The sequence below is a fragment of the Propioniferax innocua genome (genome assembly GCF_006716235.1).
In the GTDB taxonomy this organism is placed as follows: domain Bacteria; phylum Actinomycetota; class Actinomycetes; order Propionibacteriales; family Propionibacteriaceae; genus Propioniferax; species Propioniferax innocua.
Window position 1 is genome coordinate 108,576 of the sequence record NZ_VFOR01000001.1, and the last position, 20,464, is coordinate 129,039.

Consider the following 20,464-nt stretch of genomic DNA (forward strand, 5'->3'; position numbering starts at 1 on the left):
CTGTGTGTCGGCGTGTCGGTGTCGTGTCGGCGTGTCGGTGTAAAGCGTTACGGAGACGGCTGTCAGAGCTGCGTGGGGGTCGACCTCCTGAAAGCTCCTGAAGGTGGTCGACCCCCACACGTGTGGCTACAGGTTCAATTCACTCAAACGGTCTCCTTCTCTGCCGTGGCGTCGGCGTCGGCGTTGTCTTCTGATGTCAGGTTGCCCGGGGTGAACACGCGTCCACCGTCCTTGAGCGCGTGCCCGGTGAGGATGCCGACCATGAACAGTCCGATGAGGACGGCCCCCAGCGCGAAGATGGTGTCACCGGGGGTGCGCAGCCAGCGGAGGACGACAAGGGCGGGTTGGTACAGGAACTCCGAGCTGCGGGCGTACCACAGGCCTTCCTGGATGCTGGCCCACGCTTGGGCGAGACCCAGAGGGAGCAAGGAGAACAGTGACATGGCGAGCAGGCCACCGTTCATGCACCAGAAGCCCCATTTCAACGGCCAGTCGTTCCAATCGCGTCCGGGCATGAGGCTGCGGACGCAGAACAGCATGAGTCCTACGCCGAGCATGCCGTAGACACCGAAGAGGGCGGTGTGGGCGTGCAAGGGGGTGAGGTTGAGGCCCTTGACGTAGAACAGCGAGATCGGCGGATTGATCAGGAAGCCGAAGACGCCGGCCCCCAGCATGTTCCAGAACGACACCGAGATGAAGAAGTAGATGGCCCACTTGTAGCCGGACACCCATTCCTTCACACGCAGGATCCGCATGTTGCGGAACGCCTCGAAACCGATCAGCGCGAGCGGAACGACCTCGAGGGCACTGAAGGTGGCACTCCACGCCATCACCGGGTCGTTGCCACCGCTGAAGTAAAGGTGGTGACCGGTACCGATGATGCCTCCGAGAAGGAAGATGGTCGTGGCAGCCAGCGTCGCGGTGGTGGCGATTCGGGGGCGTACGAGGCCGAGGCGGCTGAACAGGAACGCGATCACAACAGTGGCGAACACCTCGAAGAAGCCCTCCACCCACAGATGGACGACCCACCAGCGCCAGTACTCGGTGATGGAGAGGTGGGTGTCACGTCCCATGCCGAAGGCGGCGCCGAAGAACGAGGCGATCGCCAAGCAGCTGACCAACAGCATGGCCACCAGGGTCTTCTGCGAGCCACCCGCAAGGGGTGCGTCTGTAGTGGGTTCGAGCTTGGTTCCGCGAGCCCGGCTGATAGCGGGCCACATGGCGCGGAACATCAGGAAGAACCACAGGAAGAGACCGATGAACAGGCCGATCTGCCAGAAACGAGCCAGATCGAGGTATTCCATACCGGTGGTGCCGAACCACCATGACTGGATGGTTCCGTAGCCGAGCTTGCCGGTGATGGACATCCACTGGCCGAGCATCGAGCCGAAGACGACCACGACCAGGGCGACGAACAGGACGTTGACCAGCAGGCGCTGCCCCTTGGGTTCACGGCCACCGACGGCCGGGCCGACGTACAGGCCCGTGGCGAGCCAGGCGGTCGCGATCCACAGGATGCCGAGCTGCGTGTGCCAGGTGCGCGTGACGGCGTAGGGGAGCCACTCGTCGATCGGGATGCCGTACAGAGCGCCACCCTCGACGCCGTAATGGGCCGAGATGATGCCCATGGCGATCTGCAGGACGAACAAGGCACCAACCACGAAGAAGTATTTGAGGGTTGCCTTCTGCGATGGTGTCGGTTCGTAACCGAGGAGCGGATCGTCCTTGGGAGGATTGTTGGTCACCTCGTCCTCGTCCTCGTTGAACGAGTGGTACCAGACCATGAACCCGATGCCGGCGAGCAGGATGATCACCGAGATGACCGACCACAGGATGTTGGTGGCGGTCGGGACGTTCTCCACCAGTGGCTCATGCGGCCAGTTGCGTGTGTAGGAGGCCTCGTCGTAATGGGTCTCGGTGGACGCTGACCAGCTCGACCAGAAGAAGAACGCATTCATCTTGGCCATGGCATCGGGGTCCTCGACCGAACCTGCCGGGATCGCGTAGTCCACATGCCCCTCGGCGAAGATCTTGCCGAAGTGTTCTGCATTGGTCTGGTAGGCCTCGGCGCGATACTCAGGAAGAGTGATCGTGCCGGTGGCCTCGTCGTAAGTGTTGGTGCGGAACAGCTCCACGAGCTGCGCGTCGATGGCACCCTTGACCTCGGTGGGTGCCTCCTCGTAGTTGGAGACGCCGTGCTCCTCGGCCAGCTTCTGTTGTACGAAGACAGCCTCGCGGTGGAGCCAGTCTGCGGTCCAGTCCGGGGCGACGTATGCGCCGTGTCCCCAGACCGAACCGATCTGATGGCCGCCGATCGACTGCCAGACTCGTTGGCCATCCATGATCTCGTTCTCCTCGATCAGGACGTCCCCGGATTCGGAAACGACCTGCTTGGGAACCGGCGGTTTGGAGACATTGATCTGCATGCCCATCCAGAGCAGGACGCCGAATGATCCGATCACCACGATGGCGAGTGCGATCCACCAGCGTCGGTTTCGGTTGGGCACCTTACTGTCCGGGGGTGCCTCTGTTGTGTCAACTGTGCTCACGAGTGCTCCTTACGTGCCGCGGATGCTCTGGCTGGGTGGCGACGAGCTGCGCGATAATTAAAGCACATAAAAAATGTCCATTAATAATGTGTGTCAGCTCCCCGGTGCGTTCCGCCGACGCCAAGCCCGTTAGCTGTCGTTGGGTGGTGTGGAGGGCCGCGTCGTATGTGCCCGGTGTCGTATGTGCCCGGTGTCGTATGTGGCCGGTTTTGTGCCGTTGACATGGAGCAGCGGTGTGGGGAGGTAGTCTGCCGCCGGTCCACGGAGGCGGGTGCCCGCCCGTCACAAGGAGTGAGCATGAACGCTGTTGTCCTCGCAGTGCTGGTGATGTTGGCGCTGTCCTTCGCCCGCGTCCACGTGGTGATCGCGCTGGTGGTCGGAGCGATGGTCGGGGGCCTCGCAGCAGGTATGGGCATCAGACCGGCGCTGGATTCGTTCACCGAGGGCATCGCCAATGGGGCCAGTATCGCCTTGTCGTACGCCATGCTCGGTGCCTTCGCGGTGGCCATCGCTCACTCCGGGCTGCCGCAGGCCTTCGCGCGCTGGGTGATCAGACGGGCCGGTCCGGATGTTGAAGGACGCCGTGCCCGGTGGGTGGTTCGTGGCCTGCTGGTGACGGTCCTGGCTGCGGCGGTCATGTCGCAGAATCTCGTGCCGATCCATATCGCGTTCATTCCGCTGCTGATCCCGCCGCTGCTCATGGTTTTCAACAGGTTTCGTGTCGATCGTCGGGCGCTGGCCTGCATCATGACGTTCGGCCTGGTCACCACCTACATGTACCTGCCGGTGGGGTTCGGGCACATGTTCCTCAAGGAGATCCTGCTGGCCAACATCGAGCAGGCAGGTCTGTCAACCGAGGGCATCAATGTGATGAGTGCCATGGGCATCCCCGCGTTGGGGATGGTGGCCGGCGTCCTGATCGCGGTCTTCATCACCTATCGGCGCCCCCGAGACTATGACGACAAGCCGGTGGATGGGCAGGACGCTGACCAGCCCGAGGAGCCTATCGAGCCCTATCGCATCGTGGTGGCGGTCTTGGCGATCGCTCTGTCACTGACGATTCAGGTGGTCGCCGATTCGCTGATGCTGGGTGCTCTTGTCGGTTTCTCGGTGTTCGTGGCAGCCCGCGTCGTGCGGTGGGATGAGGCCGAAAGGGTATTTGACAAGGGCATCAAGATGATGGCGATGATCGGATTCATCATGATCGCGGCCCAAGGGTTCGCGCAGGTCATGAAAGACACCGGTCAGATCGAGGCGCTCGTGGATTCCTCGGCCTCACTGTTCGCCGGGTCCAAGCCCATGGCTGCCTTCATCATGTTGCTGGTGGGCCTGTTGGTCACCATAGGGATCGGCAGCTCCTTCTCCACCCTCCCGATCATCGCGACGATCTTCGTTCCCCTCTGTGGGGCAGTGGGTTTCTCGCCCCTCGCCACCGTTGCGCTCATCGGCACCTCCGGTGCCATCGGCGACGCCGGCTCGCCCGCATCGGACTCCACACTGGGGCCGACTTCCGGTCTCAACGCGGATGGCCAGCACAACCACATCCGAGACTCGGTGATTCCGACATTCCTCCACTTCAACCTGCCGCTGTTCGCTGCGGGATGGGCGGCGTCGCTGATCCTGTGATGAGAGCATCGCGATGATCGGGGCTTTCACAAGGTGACGGGGGCGACGATTGGCGCGGTCATGTCGCAGTGATGTACTGTTCTTCCTCGGGCCGCTGGCCCAACGGGCTGTGGCGCAGCTTGGTAGCGCACTACACTGGGGGTGTAGGGGTCGCAGGTTCAAATCCTGTCAGCCCGACGTTTGTCAAGGCCTCGGAACATGGTTGCTGCATGTTCCGAGGCCTTTTTCGTATCCGGGAGCCTGTGTCTCAGATCCATCCCTTCTCATAGGCGACCCGTACCGCGGCGGCGCGATCGGAGACGCCCAGCTTCGTGTAGATGTGCGCCAGATGCGTCTTGAAAGTGGTTTCGGAGACGTGCATTCGAGCGGCCGCTGTTCGGTTCGTGCCACCTCGTGCAAGTTCGTTGACCACCGCGATCTCCCGTGGGGTCAACCGCTCCGCTGCCGCGTCAGGGCTGGAGAGGGCACGCAACGCGGCAGGGCTGAGCACCGGACGCCCCGCGGCCAGGTCGTGCACGGCCCGGATCAGCTCGGCCCTCGGTGCATCCTTCAACAGGTAGCCATCTGCGCCAGCCGCCAAGGCACTGCGAATGTCGTGGTCGGTGTCGTAGGTCGTCAGCACGAGGATCTTCACCGTGACATGCTCGGGGCCGGCGCTTCCGCTGCGAATGGCCCGGATCGCCTCCACGCCATCCCCGCCCGGCATGCGTAGATCACACAGAACGACATCGGGGGAGTGTCGGGGCAAGAGCGTCACCAACTCCGGTCCACTGGAGGCCTCCAGAACGACCTCGATCTCCTCGTCCCGGGTGAGGATCGCAGCGATCCCGTCCCGTACGAGTGGATGGTCATCGGCGATCGCGACGCGAATCATGATGGTGCACCTTCCGTTGCTCCCCGGGGGACCGAGGCGGTCACCGATGTGCCCCATCCCTTCTCGGAGTCGATGTCCAGACGCCCGCCCACTGCCGCCAACCGGTCGCGGAGCCCCGGCAGCCCATAACCCGACGCAGGCCTTGGTGAGTCGAGCTGTCGAGCGTCGAATCCGCAGCCGTCATCGGTGACCTGTAGTGAGACGCCATCTGCCGCGTAGTCCAGGTGAAGCCGCACGGTGCGGGCGTGAGCATGTTTCGCCACATTCGCCAGAGCCTCCTGCGCCATGCGGACAAGGTGCTCGTCGTGGGGAGTCGTCACGGGATCGCCGGTGACGCTGAACACGCCCTCGAGCTCGTTGGCCGCGCGCCATTCGCCGAAGAGATCATCGAGAGCCAGGGGAAGGTCCGAGGCGTCGAGCCGAGGTGACGCCAGCGCGGAGACCGCCCGCCGGGCTTCACCGAGCGCGTCTCGTGCGGTGGCGTCCACGAGGGCGAGCCGTCGATCACGCTCGGCATCATCGGTCTCGTCGGCCACGGCATCCAGCTGGGCGATGATGGCCACCAGATCCTGTGCCACGGTGTCGTGGATCTCACGGGACACGCGCTTGCGTTCGTCCGCGACGCCCGCCTCCCGGGCCTGTTCGATCAGCTGGTCGGTGAGCTCGACGTTGCGTTCCTGTTCCACCCGCAGGTCCGAGTTCGCCTGTTCCAGACGACGCATGAGACGTTCCCGTTCGGCGTCGAGCCCGGCCATGATCAACGCCACCACGAGAGTGATCGTGGCGAACGCCACGTAGATCGGGAAGGTGAAGATCTCCGAGCGGGGGCCACCGGTCTGGGCGACCGCGACCACCAGGGCCGTCGCCACGATCCCCACGACCCGCCAGAGCCTGGATGTGAAGAGCGACGCCTCATGGAAACTGATGAACAGGTAGAGACCGAAGGTCGGGGAGAGCAGGATCGCCCCGGCGGCGAGCCCGAGATTCACGAAGAAGCACCCGCGTCGGTGCAACTCGTTGCCCGCGTGGATCGCACAGAACACCCGGAGGGCGCCGAGGGCGAGCGTCAGGAGAGCGATCCAGGGGAGGGCATTGCGTGGAGACACCGGAACGCCGGCGAGGATGAGCCACACCGCTGCGCCGCAGGAGACGGCCAACAACGGCAGAGTGACCGTCAGACGCGTGCCGGGGCGCCGCGGTACCGAGCCGTCCACGGGAGCCACCGAGGTGCTCGTCATTCCCGCATGTGATGCCATGTCGCCATCATCTCCTGCGCCCGTGGTGAAACGGCGTGCCTCACTCCCATCGGAACAGTCTCGTGGCCAGAGCCGTCGAGCCGAGCGTCCACACCAGCAGCACCATGAACGGTTGCCATTCGACGCTGCCGGTGGTGCTGGCATCCAGCATGAGCTGTGCGGTGGCCCCTCCCGGGGTGAGGTCGGCGACCGTGCGCAACCAGTCCGGGAATCCGGCTCGTGGGAACCACATGCCGGAGGCCGCCCACATGACCACCGCGATCGCGTTTCCGATGCCGGGGGCGGCCTTCGCGTTCGACACGACCGACGCGATGAGAGCCCCCATGGCCACGAAGCAGACCGTGGAGGAGGTGGCGGCGAGTGCGAACCAGCCCAGATGAGTGGGTATCCCGGCCCCTGAGACCGCCGGTATGCCCATGATGAAGCCGGCCACGAGAAGGGCGAAGCCACTGATGATGGTGATGAGTGCGGTCAACAACGACAGGGGAGACGTCGGTGTGGTGCGGAGTCGACGCAGGACTCCGCTCTCCCGATAGGTGCCGAGGGTGCCGGGAATGATCGTGAGCCCGAGGATCGAGCTCGAGAACAGGATCAGCACCGGCGTGTAGGCGGTGATCACCGACACCCCGCCCATGGACGCCACTGGTTCACGGGCGGCTGGAAACACGCACATCACGATGATCGCGGTCACCGGGAGGATGGCACCGAAGATCAGTGCAGCCGGCTCCCGCGCGTGCAGACGGGTCTCGTTGAGAAGGTGGGCCCGGTAGGCATGCCATTGGCGTCCCTGGAGGAGTGAGTTTCCGGGCGTGGGGCCCACGGTGGTGGTGGTCATGTCACTGCTCCTCGGGTGCTTCTGGTTCGTGGTGGTTGTGTTGCGTCAGCGAGAGGAACGCGTCATCCAAGGTCGGGGTGGTGATGCGGAGTCGTTGTGTCGGGATGCCCCGCTGCGTCATCGCCGCGATCACCTGTTGCGGCGCCTCCTCACCCCCATGGACGATGACGCGACCGCGTGCGACGCTCACGTCGGTGACGGCGGGCAGCTCCTGCAACTCGGTGAGTGGGATATCGGTGCTGGCGTCGAACGAGATCTCCTGGGAGCCACCGGAACCAGCCACCTCGTCCGGGGCGCCTTCGGCGATGATGCGCCCCTCCGACAGGATCACCACGCGATCACACAGGTACTGGGCCTCCTCCATGAAGTGGGTCACCAGAATCATGGTGACGCCGTCGTTCCGGAGCAGTTCGAGGTAGGACCAGATGTCTCGACGGGCCGAGGGATCGAGCCCGGTGGTCAGCTCATCGAGGAATGCGACGCGTGGACGCCCGATCAGTGCGAGAGCCACCGACAACCGTTGTTGCTGACCTCCGGAGAGATTCACAAAACGCGTGCCTCGTTGATCGGCGAGATCGAAGCGTTCCAACAGCTCCTCGTTCGGTCGAGGATCGGTGTAGAACGAGGAGTAGAGTGCGAGCGCCTCACCCACCTTGATCCTGGCCGGCAGCCGACACTGTTGGAGCTGCATCCCCAACAGTTCACGGAGTTCTGCCCCGGCGCCCCGGGGGTCGTGGCCGGCGACGGCGATCTGTCCGGCGTCGGGGGTCCGCAGGCCGCCGATGCATTCGACCGCGGTGGTCTTGCCCGAACCATTGGGGCCCAGGATGCCGACGATCTCACCTTCGTCCACGGCGAGATCGATGCCGCGCAGAACCTGTTTGGGTCCGTAGGACTTGGTGAGCCCGGAGACTTGGATGAGCGCCATGGATCCAGCGTCCCGCCGTGGCGTTCCTCGTACATCGCTCAGGCGGCCGGTTCTGGTCTCCTCCGATCGGATGAGGCCAGAACGGTGCGCCGCCCGTCGACCGTTTCGCCGCGTCAGCCCAGCTGCACGCGCAGGAGCCCGCGGGGCGTTCGTGTGGCGAGGTCCGCAGTGCGATCTTGCGGACGGGGGTGGGGGCCTCCCAGAGTTCTCGCTCCCAGGCCCGTGCGACTTCCACCGAGAACCCATCACCGATTTCGCCGTGCTCTTATCCTGAGGGCTGTGCCGTGAATCGGCATAGATCGTGCCCGTGTTCGAGTTGAGCCACACCGGAGGCGGGTTGTCGCAGGCGGCCAGAGTCAGCCCGAGCTCGCGCGTCGTGTGGGTCCGCGACCGGAAGATCTCGTCGGCGTTGGCCTTGGTGTAGCGACAACTGACCGAACGGCCGGCAGGGTCCACACCCGCGCTGAGGGTCTGCGTCGCTGAATGCGAAGGTCCCGGCGAAGCGTGGCTGCTTCACCGGGACCTTCACCGTGCCGCGATGCTCACCTTCGGCGAAGTATCGCGGGTTTCAACTCACCGCTGACGGCTGCGGCGACGCAGGACGCTGGTGGCCGCCAGCCCCAGCATCGCGGCGACCCCCACGGCCATGGCGAGGCCGGCAGCGTCTCCGGCACCGGTGTTGGGCAGTCCTCCGGGACCCTTGCCGCCTTCGGGGGCGCCGGGCCGTTCGCCCGGACCGGGCGCACCTGCTTCCTCGTCGGAATCAGGGTCGGACTCACCAGGTTCACCGGGCTGGCCCGGTTCGCCGGGCGCAGGAGCCGGATCGCTGGGATCCTCGGGCTCGGGAGCCGGATCACCGGGCTCCTCCGGCTGAGGCGCCGGTGACTCGGGATCCTCCGGTGCCGGAGCCGGCGTGGTCGGATCATCACCGGGCTCCTCGGCAGGAGTGAACGGCACACCCGGTTCCACGTCGGTGTCGAGACCGAGCGCATTCACCACGGTGAAGTGCAGGTCGGTCTGGTCGGTGAAGCCGATGACGTTCTCGGCCGACGGTCCCTCGGCAGCGATGCGCAACTGTGCACCGGTATGCGTCGAGGAAGCACCCTCATTGTCCGACGCAGTCGCGTAGTTCACGCTCATCGGAGCACCGTCGGCCGTGGTCAGCTTCGTGACCAGACCAGCGGTCTCGGCGTCGTTGTAGACGATCTGCGAGGTGTGGGCGTGGTCGGCGGTCACGACGATGAGCGTGGGCTCACCGGATTCGGCCACCCAGTCCCGTGCCACCTGCACGGCCTGATCGAGGTCATCGAGTTCGCCGATCTGGCCACAGATGTCGGATGCGTGGTCGGCCTTGTCGATCGAGGCACCCTCCACCTGCAGGAAGAAGCCCTCCTCGTTGGGCAGGACGTTCAATGCCGCCGAGGTCATGTCGGCCAGGGTCGGCACGTCCTCGGTGCGTTCGGGGTTCTTCTCACAGCGTGCAGGATCCTGCATGGCACCATCGGTGGTCGGCACCGTCTCCAGGAAGTTGCGGGGCAGGTTGCCCTCGTCGAACAGCCCGAGGATCGGGCCCTCGGGATCGGCCTGACGCAGCGAGATGCCCTCGGCCTCGGCCGAACCGGTCGCAGCTTCGAGCTCGGCCTTGTTCGTGACCACCTGGAACCCGTTGGCCTCGGCGTTCTCCAGCACGGTGTCACCCTCGGTCCAGGTGTTGTCGCCGGCTTCACCGCTGACCTGGACGGTCTGCTCGAAGGCCGCCGATCCACCGCCGAGCGTGATGTCGGCGCGGGTGTCGATGAGCTGTTCGGAGATGGACCCGAGGCCGCCGTTCTCGCGGTACTGGGCGTCGAACTCGCCGCCGGTGCAGCGCGGGTTGGCCTCCTCGGTGTTCTCCGGCCCGTAGCACTTGCGGTTCACCGCATGGGCGCCCATGACGGCCGCGGTGGCGTCCTGGATCTCGGAGGTGGTGACATTGCCGGTCTTCATACCGGCGGCTTTGGCCATCTCCAGCAGGTTGGCGTGCGGGGTGCCATCGAGCCCGATGCCGATACCACCGTTGTAGGTCTTGGTGCCGGTGGCCCATCCGGTGCCCGAGGCCGCCGAGTCGGTGACGTAGTCGGGGAGCCCAGTCTCCGGGTTCAGCGCGTAGTGGGTGTACGAGCCGGTGTAGGGCAGTGCATCGACGCCGGGCAGACGTCCATTGGCGCCATAGAGGTAGTTGCGCGCCGAGGTGATCTCCGAGTCGCCCATGCCGTCACCGATGAACAGGATCATGTTCTTGGCCTGCTCGTCGGAGCGCTGCTCGCCCTCGGTGCCGTACTGGGCGCAGTCACCGGGTAGGGGAGCGACCATGTTGCCGTTGGCATCCACCCGGAAGCAGGTCTCGGCCGGATTCGACGCCGCGACCGGCTTGGCCAGACCCGCATCACTGGCCCCGTCGGATTTGTCGGGGTTGAGATCGAGGGCACTGAGCATGGTGTAGAAGAGGTCCGTCTGGTCGGTCTGGCCCAGAACGTTCTCCTCACCCGGGCCATATGCGGCCACACGGAGCTGGGCGCCGGTGTGCTGGGTCGAGCTCTCGCCAGCCTCATCGGCGGGGATGGTGCCGTAGGCGACCGTCATGGGGGTGCCGTCGGCGGTCTCCAGACGCGCGGTGGCCGAAACACTGTCGGCGTCGTCATAGACGATCTGAGTGCTGTGCGAATGGTCGGCGGTCACCACCACGAGGGTGTCGCCATCCTCCTTGGCGAAGTCAAGGGCAGCCTTGGTGACCTCGTCGAGGCGCTCGGTTTCACCGATCTGACCGCAGATGTCCGCACCATGGGCCGACTTGTCGATCGACGCCGACTCGATCTGGAGGAAGAAGCCCTCCTCGGCCTCGGGATCATCCAGCAACTCGATGGCCTTGTCGGTCATCTGCGACAGATCCGGTTCGTCGCCGGTGTCCTGAGGGGTGCACTGGACGGGCTCATCGTGAGCGCCGCCGACGCTGGCGAGGTGCGGTTCGAAGCGAGTGGCCATGTTGCCCTCGGCGAACAGCCCCAGCACGGGCTTGTCCTGATCCGCTTCGGTGATGGCCGACAGTTCGTCGGCGTCGGTGGCCACCTGGAATCCGTTGTTCTCGGCGTTCTCCAGAACGGTGTCACCCTCGGTCCACTCGGTCTGTGTATGGCCCTCGTCTGCGGTCAGGTACGGGTTCCGCCCGGGACCGCCTTCTTGGACGACCTGCTCGAAGGCCGCCGAACCGCCACCGAGGGTCACATCGGCGCGGGTGTCGATGAGCTGTTCGGAGATGGACCCGAGGCCGCCGTTCTCGCGGTACTGGGCGTCATACTCCTCACCGAAGCAGCGACCGTTCGCCTCCTCGGTGTTCTCCGGGCCGTAGCACTTGCGATTCAGGGCGTGGGCTCCCATGGCCGCCGGGGTGGCGTCCTGGATCTCGGAGGTGGTGACGTTGCCGGTGCGCATGCCACCGAGCTTGGCCAGCTCGATCAGGTTGGGCACCGGGGTGCCGTCGATCTGAACACCGACGGCACCGTTGTAGGTCTTGGTGCCGGTCGCCCAGGCCGTACCCGAAGCGGCGGAATCGGTCACGTAGTTGATCGACCCGTCGCGGTTGACCGAGTGATGTGTGTACTGCCCTTCGCTGGTGAGCTCGTCGATGCCCTCGAAGCGGCCGGCGGCCCCCTCGAGGTAGTTGCGTGCAGCAGTGATCTCCTGCTGACCCATGCCATCGCCGATGATGAGGATCACGTTGCGGGCGGTCTCATCGGTCCGCCCCTGGCCTTCTTTCCCGAATTGGGCGCAGTCACCGGGGCCGGGGGCGACGACATTCCCGTCGCCGTCAATGGCCACGCAGTCTTCGGGGCCGTTGTAGCCCCGTGTGGTGTCGCCTTCAGCGGCGGAGGCCAGCGGATTGAACAGAGACATCGAACTGAGGACGGCTGTGACGGCCAGTGTCGCAAGAGATGCGACGCTGCGCCGTGACCGTGGAGACTTCATGGTGTCCTTTCCCTTGAACCGGTCGGGCCCTCTGATCAGACAGTATGAATGTCACCGAGTGGTTGAAATTAGGTGTCCAAAGGGTTAACCGGATCAGAGAAGGTTCGAAATCGATGCTCGGATCATCTGTGGCGAGCGCGTTCCGGAGTCTTTCGAGGAGGGACCTTCAACTGTTCGAGCCTCGTTTCCTCGCACGATGGCCACCGTTCACATGTTGTTAAGAATCGTTTTCGTAGAGTGGCCAGTCAGACGTGTGAACGCTGGAGAAGATGGAGAAGCCCGTGTCGAGCGTGGTGCTACGCGATGTCCGGAAGTCCTTTCCCTCGCGCAGGGGCGGGCAGGTCGCCGTGCTGAGCGGGATCGACACCGATGTCGCCGATGGGGAGTTCTTGGCCATTCTGGGGCCGTCCGGATGCGGCAAGTCGACGCTTCTGCGCATCATTTCGGGGCTCGAGGCGCCCACGAGTGGGTCCATCCACATCAATGGAGCAGACGTGACCGGTACCGCCCCCGAGCGCCGCGAGCTGGCCATGGTGTTCCAGAACTATGCGCTGTTCCCGCACCTCGACGTGCGGGAGAACATCCTCTTCGGGCTGAAATCGCGTCGGGAGCCGCGTGACCTGCAGGGGCGCCGTCTTCGTGAAACCACTGATCTCCTGGGGTTGGACGCACTTCTCGACCGAAAACCCTCCGAGCTCTCCGGTGGCCAGCGTCAGCGCGTGGCACTGGGCCGGGCGCTGGTCTCCGGGCAACGGCTCATTCTCATGGACGAGCCGCTGTCGAACCTCGACGCCAAGCTGCGGGCCGACATGCGCATCGAACTCAAGCGCATCCAGCGCCGCCTTGGGCTGACCATCATCTATGTCACACACGATCAGGTGGAAGCCATGACGATGGCCGACCGGGTCATGATGCTGGCCGATGGGGGTGTGGAGCAGCTCGCGGCTCCGGCGGAGATCTATGCTGCCCCGGCCAGTGTCACCGTGGGTCGATTCATCGGTTCGCCGCCGATGAACATCATCGCTCCATTCGGGCGCGCCGGAGGCGCGCTGCCCCTGCCTGCGGGGGTCGACGCGGGTCGGACGCTGCTTGGGGTTCGCCCCGAGCGGGTCTCGTTGGTCAGCGAGGGGCTTCCCTGCCCCGACGATGAGGTGCAGATCGGGGCCGCAGAGGTCGTGGTCAACGAACTCCTTGGCGCTGACCGAATCGTCACCACCGAGATGGCCGACGGCACCCGTGTCATGGTGCGCGTCACTCCCGATGTCGCTGTGGCCGAGGGCGCAAGGGTCACGCTCTCTGCACCTGCGGACCATCTTCACCTCTACGACCGGACCTCGCGGCGTCGGCTCGAGCAGTCACCTTTTCCGCAGAGTGATCCGGGTGCCGATCCCGCTCCGACGGCCCACATGCCGGAAGTCCGCTGACCCCGACCATCAACCAATCACTTGCTGAGCACTTCGAGGAGTCCCATGAAACGACAGATCCGTACCCGCGCAGGGGCCGCCTTGGCCGCCGCCTCATTGTTGCTCACCGCCTGTGGCGGTGACGGCACGAGCGACGGCGTCACTGAGATCGACTTCTACTATCCGATCGCCGTCGGGGGCCCGTTGGAGTCGGTGATGAACGGCTACATCGACAGGTTCAACGATGAGCACGATGACATCGAGGTCACGCCGGTCTATTCGGGTGACTATGAGCAGACGCTCGCCTCGGTCCAGTCGGCAGCACAAGCGGGCAATACGCCGGCGCTGACGGTGCTCGGCTCGCATGAACTGCTCACTGTCCACGATGCCGGAATCATCAAGCCCATCGAGGAGATCGTCGACGACCCCGAATGGTTCGATGGCTTCTACGACTCTTTCATGCTCAACAGCACGCTGCCCGATGGGACCGTCGCCTCCATCCCCTTCCAGCGATCCACTGTGGTGATGTACTGGAACAAGGAGCTTTTCGAGAAGGCCGGGTTGGATCCGGAGACGGCACCCACAACGTGGGACGAGATGGTCGATTTCGGTAAGCAGGCTCAGGACAGGGGCGGTGCCGACTGGGGAATCCAGATCCCGTCCACCACCTGGGGTGTGTGGATGCTCGAATGCATGGTCATCCAGAACGGTGAGTTGCTGTGGGACGCCGAGAGCGGTGCACACGTCGGATATGACGACCCGGCCACTGCGACTGCACTGCAGAACTGGGCAGACCTGCAGGCCGACGGTCTCGAGCCGAAGGGAACGGTCGAGTGGGGCACGCTGCCCACCGAGTTCTCGAACGGAAACACGGCCATCGCGTGGACGACCACCGGCCAGCTCACCAACATCAAGGACAATGCCGATTTCGAGTTCGGCGTCGCTCCGCTTCCAGCTCAGGACCAGCCCGGATCGGCCACTGGCGGCGGAAATCTCTACGTCATGGACGGCATCGACGATGACCAACAGGACGCAGCGGTGGAGCTTGCCCGCTTCCTGTCGTCGCCGGAGATCCAATCGGACTGGGGAGTGGAGTCCGGGTACGTTGCCGCCGTCGAGGAAGCGTGGGAATCCGAGCCGTTGGCAAGCTACGTCGAGGAGTTCCCACAGGCCGGCGCTGCACGGGACCAGCTGGACGTGGCCGAGCCGGAGTTCGGCACTTACCGGCGTCAGGAGGTCTTTGATGTGATGGCCAACGCCATCGAAGAGGTGATGGGCGGCGCCGAGGTGGAGCCGACACTCGAAGAGGCCCAGAAGCAGGCCGACGAGATCCTCGCCGAGTACCAGTGAATCGGACCCCCTCGGCCACCTGGTCAGGCGCGGCGTCGTCGGATGCCCTCCGGCGGCGCCGCCGTTCTGATGCGGGTTTCGCCTATGCTGCCTTGACGCCGGCGTTCGTGATCCTGGTCGGATTCACCGTCTTGCCCTTCATCATGGCTGCGTGGCGCAGCATCCATGATCGGTCGGGAGAGCTGACGGGGAAGAACTACGAGAGGATGTTGCACGACGGTGTGTTCCACACGGTGATCCAGAACCAGCTCGTCTACACGGCGGTGACGGTCCCGGCCACGGTTGCCGTGTCCTTGGCCCTCGCGCTACTGGGTGCGAAGGTCGTCCGGGCCAAAGCGTGGGTCCGCGTTTCCTTCCTGGCTCCGGCCGTGTTGCCCATCGTGGCAGCCGGAACCATCTGGGTGTACTTCTATCAGCCCAATTTCGGCGTCCTGAACGCGGCCCTGGGCGCCGTGGGGTTGCCGCAGCCGAATTGGTTGGGGCAACCGGATACGGCGCTCGGCGCCATGATGGTCGTTGCCATCTGGCAGCAGGCTGGTCTGTTCGTCCTGTTCTACCTGGCGGCACTGCTGACCCAGGACCCACAACTCCGTGAAGCCGCGCGCATCGAAGGTACTGGCCCATGGATGTTCTTTCGGAGGGTGACCTGGCCGTTGTTGATGCCGACGACGTTGTTCGTCGGCGTGATCGCCACGGCAAATTCCTTCAAACAGGTCGACCTGGTGTTCGTGATGACCCAAGGAGGCCCGGCTGATTCGACGAAGTTGATGCTCTACTACGTCTGGCAGACGGCCTTCGGCCAGTTCCGCCAAGGCTATTCGGCGGCCATCACCGTGGCGCTCGTGGCCATTCTGCTGACCATTGCGGTGGCCCAGATCCGCTTGCTCGACAAACGTATCCACTACCGCTGAGAAAGGCCCAGCGCGCATGAATCGCATATCCGACCCCGTCTCGTCCGGTGACCACGAGGCCTCGTCATCGGAGGCTAGTTCGGAGCAGGTGGCCCGCCCCGCAGCCAGCTTGGGGGACCGGTTGATGGTCGTGTCGGCCTGGGGCATGGCCCTTGTGTGGGTGTTCCCCCTCCTGCTGGTGCTCGTGATGGCGCTTCGCGACTCACCCACCGATTTCTCGCCGTGGGGTGGCTGGACCTTCGAGAACCTCACGCGGGTCTGGAACGCTGCGCCCTTCGGGATCTTTCTGCGCAACAGCTTCCTGCTCGTGGTGGGGTTGACCTCCACACAGGTCGTTCTGGGAGTACTGGCGGCCTACGCGTTCGCGCGTTTCGAGTTCCGCGGCCGGGACGTGCTGTTCTTCGTCGTGTTGGCCCAATTGGTCATCTATCCCGAGATCATGCTCTCGGAGAATTTCTTCATGATCTCGCGACTGGGACTCGACGACACGCTCCTCGGCGTCGGGCTTCCCTATGCCGCCAGCGCATTCGCGATCTTCCTGTTGCGGCAGGCGTTCAAGACCGTTCCCGGTGAACTCGTCGAGGCCGCTGTCATGGAAGGTATGGGGCGGCTTCGGGTGCTGTGGCATGTTTACCTGCCACTGTGCCGGTCCACCGTGGCTGCCTTCGCCATGGTGTCGGTCTCGTTCCACTGGAACAATTTTCTGTGGCCACTGATCGCCACACGGACCAATGACGCCCGTCCGGTCACCGTCGGCGTGGTGCGGTTCATGGCTCCGGAATCGGGTATCGACTACGCGTCGTTGACCGCGGGGACCTTCATCATCGTGACGCCACTGTTGGTGTTCTTCATCATCATGCAGCGTCAGTTCGTGCAGTCCTTCATGCGCTCGGGGATCAAATAGCCTGCCCGTGCCCACGTGGTCAGGAACCGCTCTGGTCCAACATGGTCCGGCTCATGCCCTCCATCAGCGAGGTGATCAGAAGCCGGAAATAACGCTCGCTGGTCTGTTGCCCCTCGTCGCTGAGCAGAGGAGTGAGGAGTTCGTCACGCATCAGCGCCACCGCGTGACTCTGTTCGGCGAGGTCGGCGAGGTTCTGGCGCATGGCCTCGATGTCGTGCCGGCGACGGGCCAGGTGGGACTGGCGGTCCCGCGCCGATATCGCGCCCATCGCCACATTGATGATCATGGCGTGGGCCGTTGTGACATGCTCGCCGAAGCCGGCGGCGGTGAGCTTGTCGATCGCTGTTTCGAACAGGGGTAGTAGATCGGCCGGGAAGTGGCCCGACTCGGAGCGTTCGACGAGGTTCTGCGTCACGCCGTGGTACTGCAGTGACGCCCGGCGCAGGGTGAGCAGTATCTCCATGTACCACTCCTGCCACGGCAGGTCGGCATCCGGCATCTCGACCGTGGCCAGGATCTGGTCGGTGACGGTGTTCTGAACGGCGGCCTTGGTGGGGAAGTAGTGGTAGATCACCGACGGGACCACATCGAGCTCTGTTGCCAGATCCCTGATCGACCAGCCGTGGAGCCCCTTCTTCGCCGTCATCGCCAGCGCACAGGCTCCAACTCTCTCAGGAGTGAGCCCGACCCGACGGGACGTGTCCTTGGCGGTCATGGCTGGAGTGTAACCGGAGCCATGAGCGGCTTGACCGGGATTTAGCTAAGGCTTACCTCTGTTGTAGATCATTGTTCTACTCTTGGAGGGGCTCATGGCGGCGATCGATTCCCGAGGTGAACGACCGAGGCAGGGTCCGCTGCTGTTGGCGATGGTGACTTTGGCCTTCATGGGGCAGATGATCCTGAATCCGGTGATCGCTCCGCTCTCACGCGCCATGGGGCTGCAGGAATGGCATGTCGGCGCGACGATCTCCTGCGCGGCCGTGGCGCTCATGCTCGCCAGCCCCTTCTGGGGGCGCCGGGCGCAACGCGTGGGCGTGCGGCGGGTGTTGGTCGTGGCGATGTCGATCGCCCTGTGTGCTCTGGTGGCTTTCGCGGCGGTCGCGTGGGTCGGAACCCGCGGCTTGGTCGCCGGGCCTGCGTTGATCATCGGGATGCTTCTCACCAGAGGTGTGATCTATGGCGGCGCGATCGCTGCGGTGACGCCGACCGCCCAGGTGCATCTCGTCGCTCACTCCGCCACCGAGAGCGACCGCGTCAAGGCCATCGGGGCATTGGGGGCGATGCAGGGGCTGGCATCGATCCTCGGATCGGTGCTCGGCGGTGTACTTGCGGCGCTTGGTGGGCTGATGTTTCCGGTGACGGTGATGCCGGTCGTGATGCTGGCCGGAATCGTTCTGCTCCTGGCCCGTTTTCGGCCGCAACCGATCGAATCACTGATCCCCGAACCCCGCCGGGTCTCGTTCGCCGATCGCCGTGTCCTTCCGTTCCTTGTCGCTGGATTCGCCCTCTTCCTCGGGCTCTCGGCCGCAACCAGCGTTCTCGGTTTCGCGGTGCAGGACAGGTTCGGCATCGGCGACGGCGGGCAGGTCGCCGGTATCACAGCCGCTCTCCAGTTCACGATGTCGATGGTGATGATGCTGACGCAGGGTGGACTGGTCCGCAGACTTGATTGGGGGCCACGGCGTCTGCTGCGGGTCGGCTTCCTCGTCGCGCTGGGCGGGGCCGTGTCGGTGGCCCTGCACGCGGGGCTCGGGGTGATGTTCGCCGGGTGTGCGCTGATGGGGTTCGGGCTGGGCCTTGCCATGCCCGGATACACCGCTGGCCCGACCGGTGTCGTGGCCGATGATGAACAGGGCGGACTCGCCGGTGTCATCAATGCAACCAATGGCCTGACCTTCGCCATCGGGCCGGTGCTGTTCACCGCGCTCTATGGAGTCGACGCCGATATGCCCTTCCTGGGGATCGCGGCGCTGTTCGGCCTGGGGGCGATGTTCGCCTTCGTGCACCCGAGGCTACGCGGGTGAGGGCCCGATGCTGCTGATTAGGCGTTTTGGGCTGGGCCGATGTTTCGAGTCGGGCCGAACCCGACTCGATGGTGTAGCGTGGCGGTATTGGCCTGCCCAGTCTTGCTGTGGGCCAGTGGTGATCGGAGGTTCTCCTCCGCTGGCCGCGCCGCACCATCATTTGGATGGATCAGGTCGAGCGCGCCGTGCAAGACACCCACAGTTTGGTTTTTTCTTGTCTGATTTTGTTTCGCTGGGTGTTCCCCAGCAGTTCTCCGCTGCGCTCGCTGAGCGTGGTATCACGTCTCCGACGCCGATCCAGCAGGCCACGCTGCCCGATTCTCTCGCGGGTCGCGATGTGCTCGGCCGCGGCCGTACCGGCTCGGGCAAGACGTACGCGTTTCTGCTGCCGATGGTCGCTCGACTGACCGAGGGGCGTGGTCGACGCGCGCCCAAGCAGCCCAGAGCACTCATCCTTGCCCCGACGCGGGAGCTGGCCTCGCAGATCGAGGAGTCCCTCAAGCCGCTCGCGGCGGCTGGGCGGCTCCAAAGCCTCACGATTTTCGGGGGCGTCAACCAGAATCCGCAGGTGCGTTCCCTCGCCAAGGGCGTTGACGTGCTTGTGGCCTGCCCCGGGCGTCTGCTCGACCTGATGGGGCAGGGCGCGGTGGACCTGTCGGCCGTCGAGATCACGATCCTCGACGAGGCCGACCACATGGCCGACATGGGCTTCCTTCCCATGGTCAAGCGCATCCTCGACAAGGTTCCGTCCCGTGGACAGCGCATGCTGTTCTCCGCGACGCTCGATGGCGACATCAACGTGCTCGTCAAGCGTTACCTGCACAAGCCCGTCATCCATGAGGCTGATTCGGCCGAGTCGCCGGTCTCGACGATGGATCACCATCTGATCGAGCTTTCGGCGGGGGAGAAGAACGGCGTCATCGCCGGTCTTGCAGCGGCCCCGGGTAAGACCATTTTCTTCACCCGCACCAAGCATGGCGCGAAGAAACTCGCCAAGGTCCTCATCAACAAGGGCATCCCCGCGGTCGACCTGCACGGAAACCTCGCCCAGAACGCCCGTACCCGCAACATGGAGGCCTTCCACTCCGGGCGCGTCTCGACGCTTGTGGCCACCGATATCGCGGCCCGCGGCATCCACGTCGATGACGTGGACCTGGTGGTACACGCCGATCCGCCGGCCGAACACAAGGCCTACCTCCACCGTTCTGGACGCACCGCCCGGGCGGGCAAGGCCGGTACCGTGTTGACGCTGGTCACCCACGACCAGCGTGGTGAGGTGCGCGGGCTGATGCGCGCCGCCAAGATCAAGCCGACCGTCTCCGGGGCCGATGCTGCCAGTCTCGAAACGCTCGTTCCCGGAGAACGCACCTATGTGAGCGCCGATGAGGCGATGACGATCTCCTACCCGAACCGTCCTGCACAAACTGGACAACAGTCCGGTGGTGGAGCGCGGAAGCCCAGGAACGGCGGGCAACGGCGTCCGGAACAGAATCCGCGTGGTCGTTCCGACTCTCGCCGTCGTGGACCGCGAGGAGGTTCTTCGGGCGCTGCGTCGTCGGGCTCGACGAAGGGGGCCGCAGGATTTTCGCAGGGCGCGGGGCGGCGTCGCACGGGAGTGCGCTGATGGATGGTCGCATGGGAGTGCGCTGATCGGTTGGTCGCACGGGAGTGCGCTGATGGTTGGTCGCGCTCCTCGACCCCGGTGTCGATTCTGTTCCTTGGCCCGTGACGGGACATGTCATCGATGATGGTGTTCATCGATGGTGTGTCCCGCAGGGGTGGGGCACGTTCGGCGCGCCTGA

Annotated in this window: 14 protein-coding genes and 1 tRNA gene; 8 read left to right on the forward strand and 7 right to left on the reverse strand. The window is 64.7% G+C overall.

Annotation, left to right across the window (positions count from 1 at the left end):
- Positions 1–143: 143 nt before the first annotated feature.
- Positions 144–2,549, reverse strand: coding sequence for a nitric-oxide reductase large subunit (locus FB460_RS00530; RefSeq protein WP_211345766.1), 2,406 nt, complete (start codon positions 2,547–2,549; stop codon positions 144–146).
- Between the two features lie 297 nt (positions 2,550–2,846).
- On the opposite strand from FB460_RS00530, the gene FB460_RS00535 reads away from it, so the two are divergent.
- Both FB460_RS00535 and FB460_RS00540 read left to right on the forward strand, forming a co-directional pair.
- Complete coding sequence (locus FB460_RS00535) at positions 2,847–4,175, forward strand: Na+/H+ antiporter family protein (RefSeq protein WP_142092201.1); 1,329 nt, start codon at positions 2,847–2,849, stop codon at positions 4,173–4,175.
- Positions 4,176–4,278: 103 nt separating this feature from the next.
- Positions 4,279–4,352: transfer RNA gene (locus FB460_RS00540), tRNA-Pro, on the forward strand.
- 70 nt (positions 4,353–4,422) lie between these two features.
- Here FB460_RS00540 and FB460_RS00545 read toward each other — a convergent pair.
- The 5 genes from FB460_RS00545 to phoA form a co-directional block, all read right to left on the reverse strand.
- The gene (locus FB460_RS00545; RefSeq protein WP_142092202.1) at positions 4,423–5,049 is read right to left on the reverse strand and encodes a response regulator; all 627 of its coding nucleotides are present in this window, start codon (positions 5,047–5,049) and stop codon (positions 4,423–4,425) included.
- Positions 5,046–6,305 (reverse strand): sensor histidine kinase, encoded by a 1,260-nt coding sequence (locus FB460_RS00550; protein WP_170209888.1) that lies wholly within the window; start codon positions 6,303–6,305, stop codon positions 5,046–5,048. Before FB460_RS00550 ends, FB460_RS00545 begins: the two co-directional genes overlap by 4 nt.
- A gap of 40 nt (positions 6,306–6,345) precedes the next feature.
- Entirely contained in the window at positions 6,346–7,140 is a 795-nt protein-coding gene (locus FB460_RS00555) for an ABC transporter permease (RefSeq protein ID WP_142092204.1), read from the reverse strand.
- A gap of 1 nt (position 7,141) precedes the next feature.
- Complete coding sequence (locus tag FB460_RS00560) at positions 7,142–8,068, reverse strand: ABC transporter ATP-binding protein (RefSeq protein WP_142092205.1); 927 nt, start codon at positions 8,066–8,068, stop codon at positions 7,142–7,144.
- Between the two features lie 573 nt (positions 8,069–8,641).
- A complete protein-coding gene (gene phoA, locus FB460_RS00565) occupies positions 8,642–12,070 on the reverse strand; it encodes an alkaline phosphatase (protein ID WP_142092206.1) in 3,429 nt (1,142 codons plus the stop codon).
- Between the two features lie 281 nt (positions 12,071–12,351).
- Between phoA and FB460_RS00570 the strand changes: the two genes are divergently transcribed.
- The 4 genes from FB460_RS00570 to FB460_RS00585 all read left to right on the forward strand — a co-directional run bounded on the left by FB460_RS00570 (position 12,352) and on the right by FB460_RS00585 (position 16,638).
- Positions 12,352–13,494: an ABC transporter ATP-binding protein gene (locus FB460_RS00570; RefSeq protein WP_142092207.1), complete on the forward strand. Its 1,143-nt coding sequence runs from the start codon at positions 12,352–12,354 to the stop codon at positions 13,492–13,494.
- A gap of 45 nt (positions 13,495–13,539) precedes the next feature.
- A complete protein-coding gene (locus FB460_RS00575; RefSeq protein WP_142092208.1) occupies positions 13,540–14,823 on the forward strand; it encodes an ABC transporter substrate-binding protein in 1,284 nt (427 codons plus the stop codon).
- A gap of 92 nt (positions 14,824–14,915) precedes the next feature.
- Positions 14,916–15,734, forward strand: a complete 819-nt coding sequence (locus tag FB460_RS00580) for a carbohydrate ABC transporter permease (RefSeq protein ID WP_142092209.1) — start codon at positions 14,916–14,918, stop codon at positions 15,732–15,734.
- A gap of 16 nt (positions 15,735–15,750) precedes the next feature.
- Positions 15,751–16,638, forward strand: a complete 888-nt coding sequence (locus FB460_RS00585) for a carbohydrate ABC transporter permease (RefSeq protein ID WP_211345767.1) — start codon at positions 15,751–15,753, stop codon at positions 16,636–16,638.
- A gap of 19 nt (positions 16,639–16,657) precedes the next feature.
- Here the strand turns inward: FB460_RS00585 and FB460_RS00590 are convergent, their stop codons facing one another.
- On the reverse strand, positions 16,658–17,353 hold the full coding sequence (locus FB460_RS00590; RefSeq protein ID WP_142092210.1) for a TetR/AcrR family transcriptional regulator: 696 nt from the start codon (positions 17,351–17,353) through the stop codon (positions 16,658–16,660).
- Positions 17,354–17,447: 94 nt separating this feature from the next.
- Here FB460_RS00590 and FB460_RS00595 point away from each other — a divergent pair, with 94 nt between their 5' ends.
- Both FB460_RS00595 and FB460_RS00600 read left to right on the forward strand, forming a co-directional pair.
- Complete coding sequence (locus FB460_RS00595) at positions 17,448–18,662, forward strand: MFS transporter (protein WP_142092211.1); 1,215 nt, start codon at positions 17,448–17,450, stop codon at positions 18,660–18,662.
- Between the two features lie 214 nt (positions 18,663–18,876).
- A complete protein-coding gene (locus FB460_RS00600; RefSeq protein WP_246044184.1) occupies positions 18,877–20,286 on the forward strand; it encodes a DEAD/DEAH box helicase in 1,410 nt (469 codons plus the stop codon).
- The last annotated feature ends 178 nt before the right edge of the window (positions 20,287–20,464 follow it).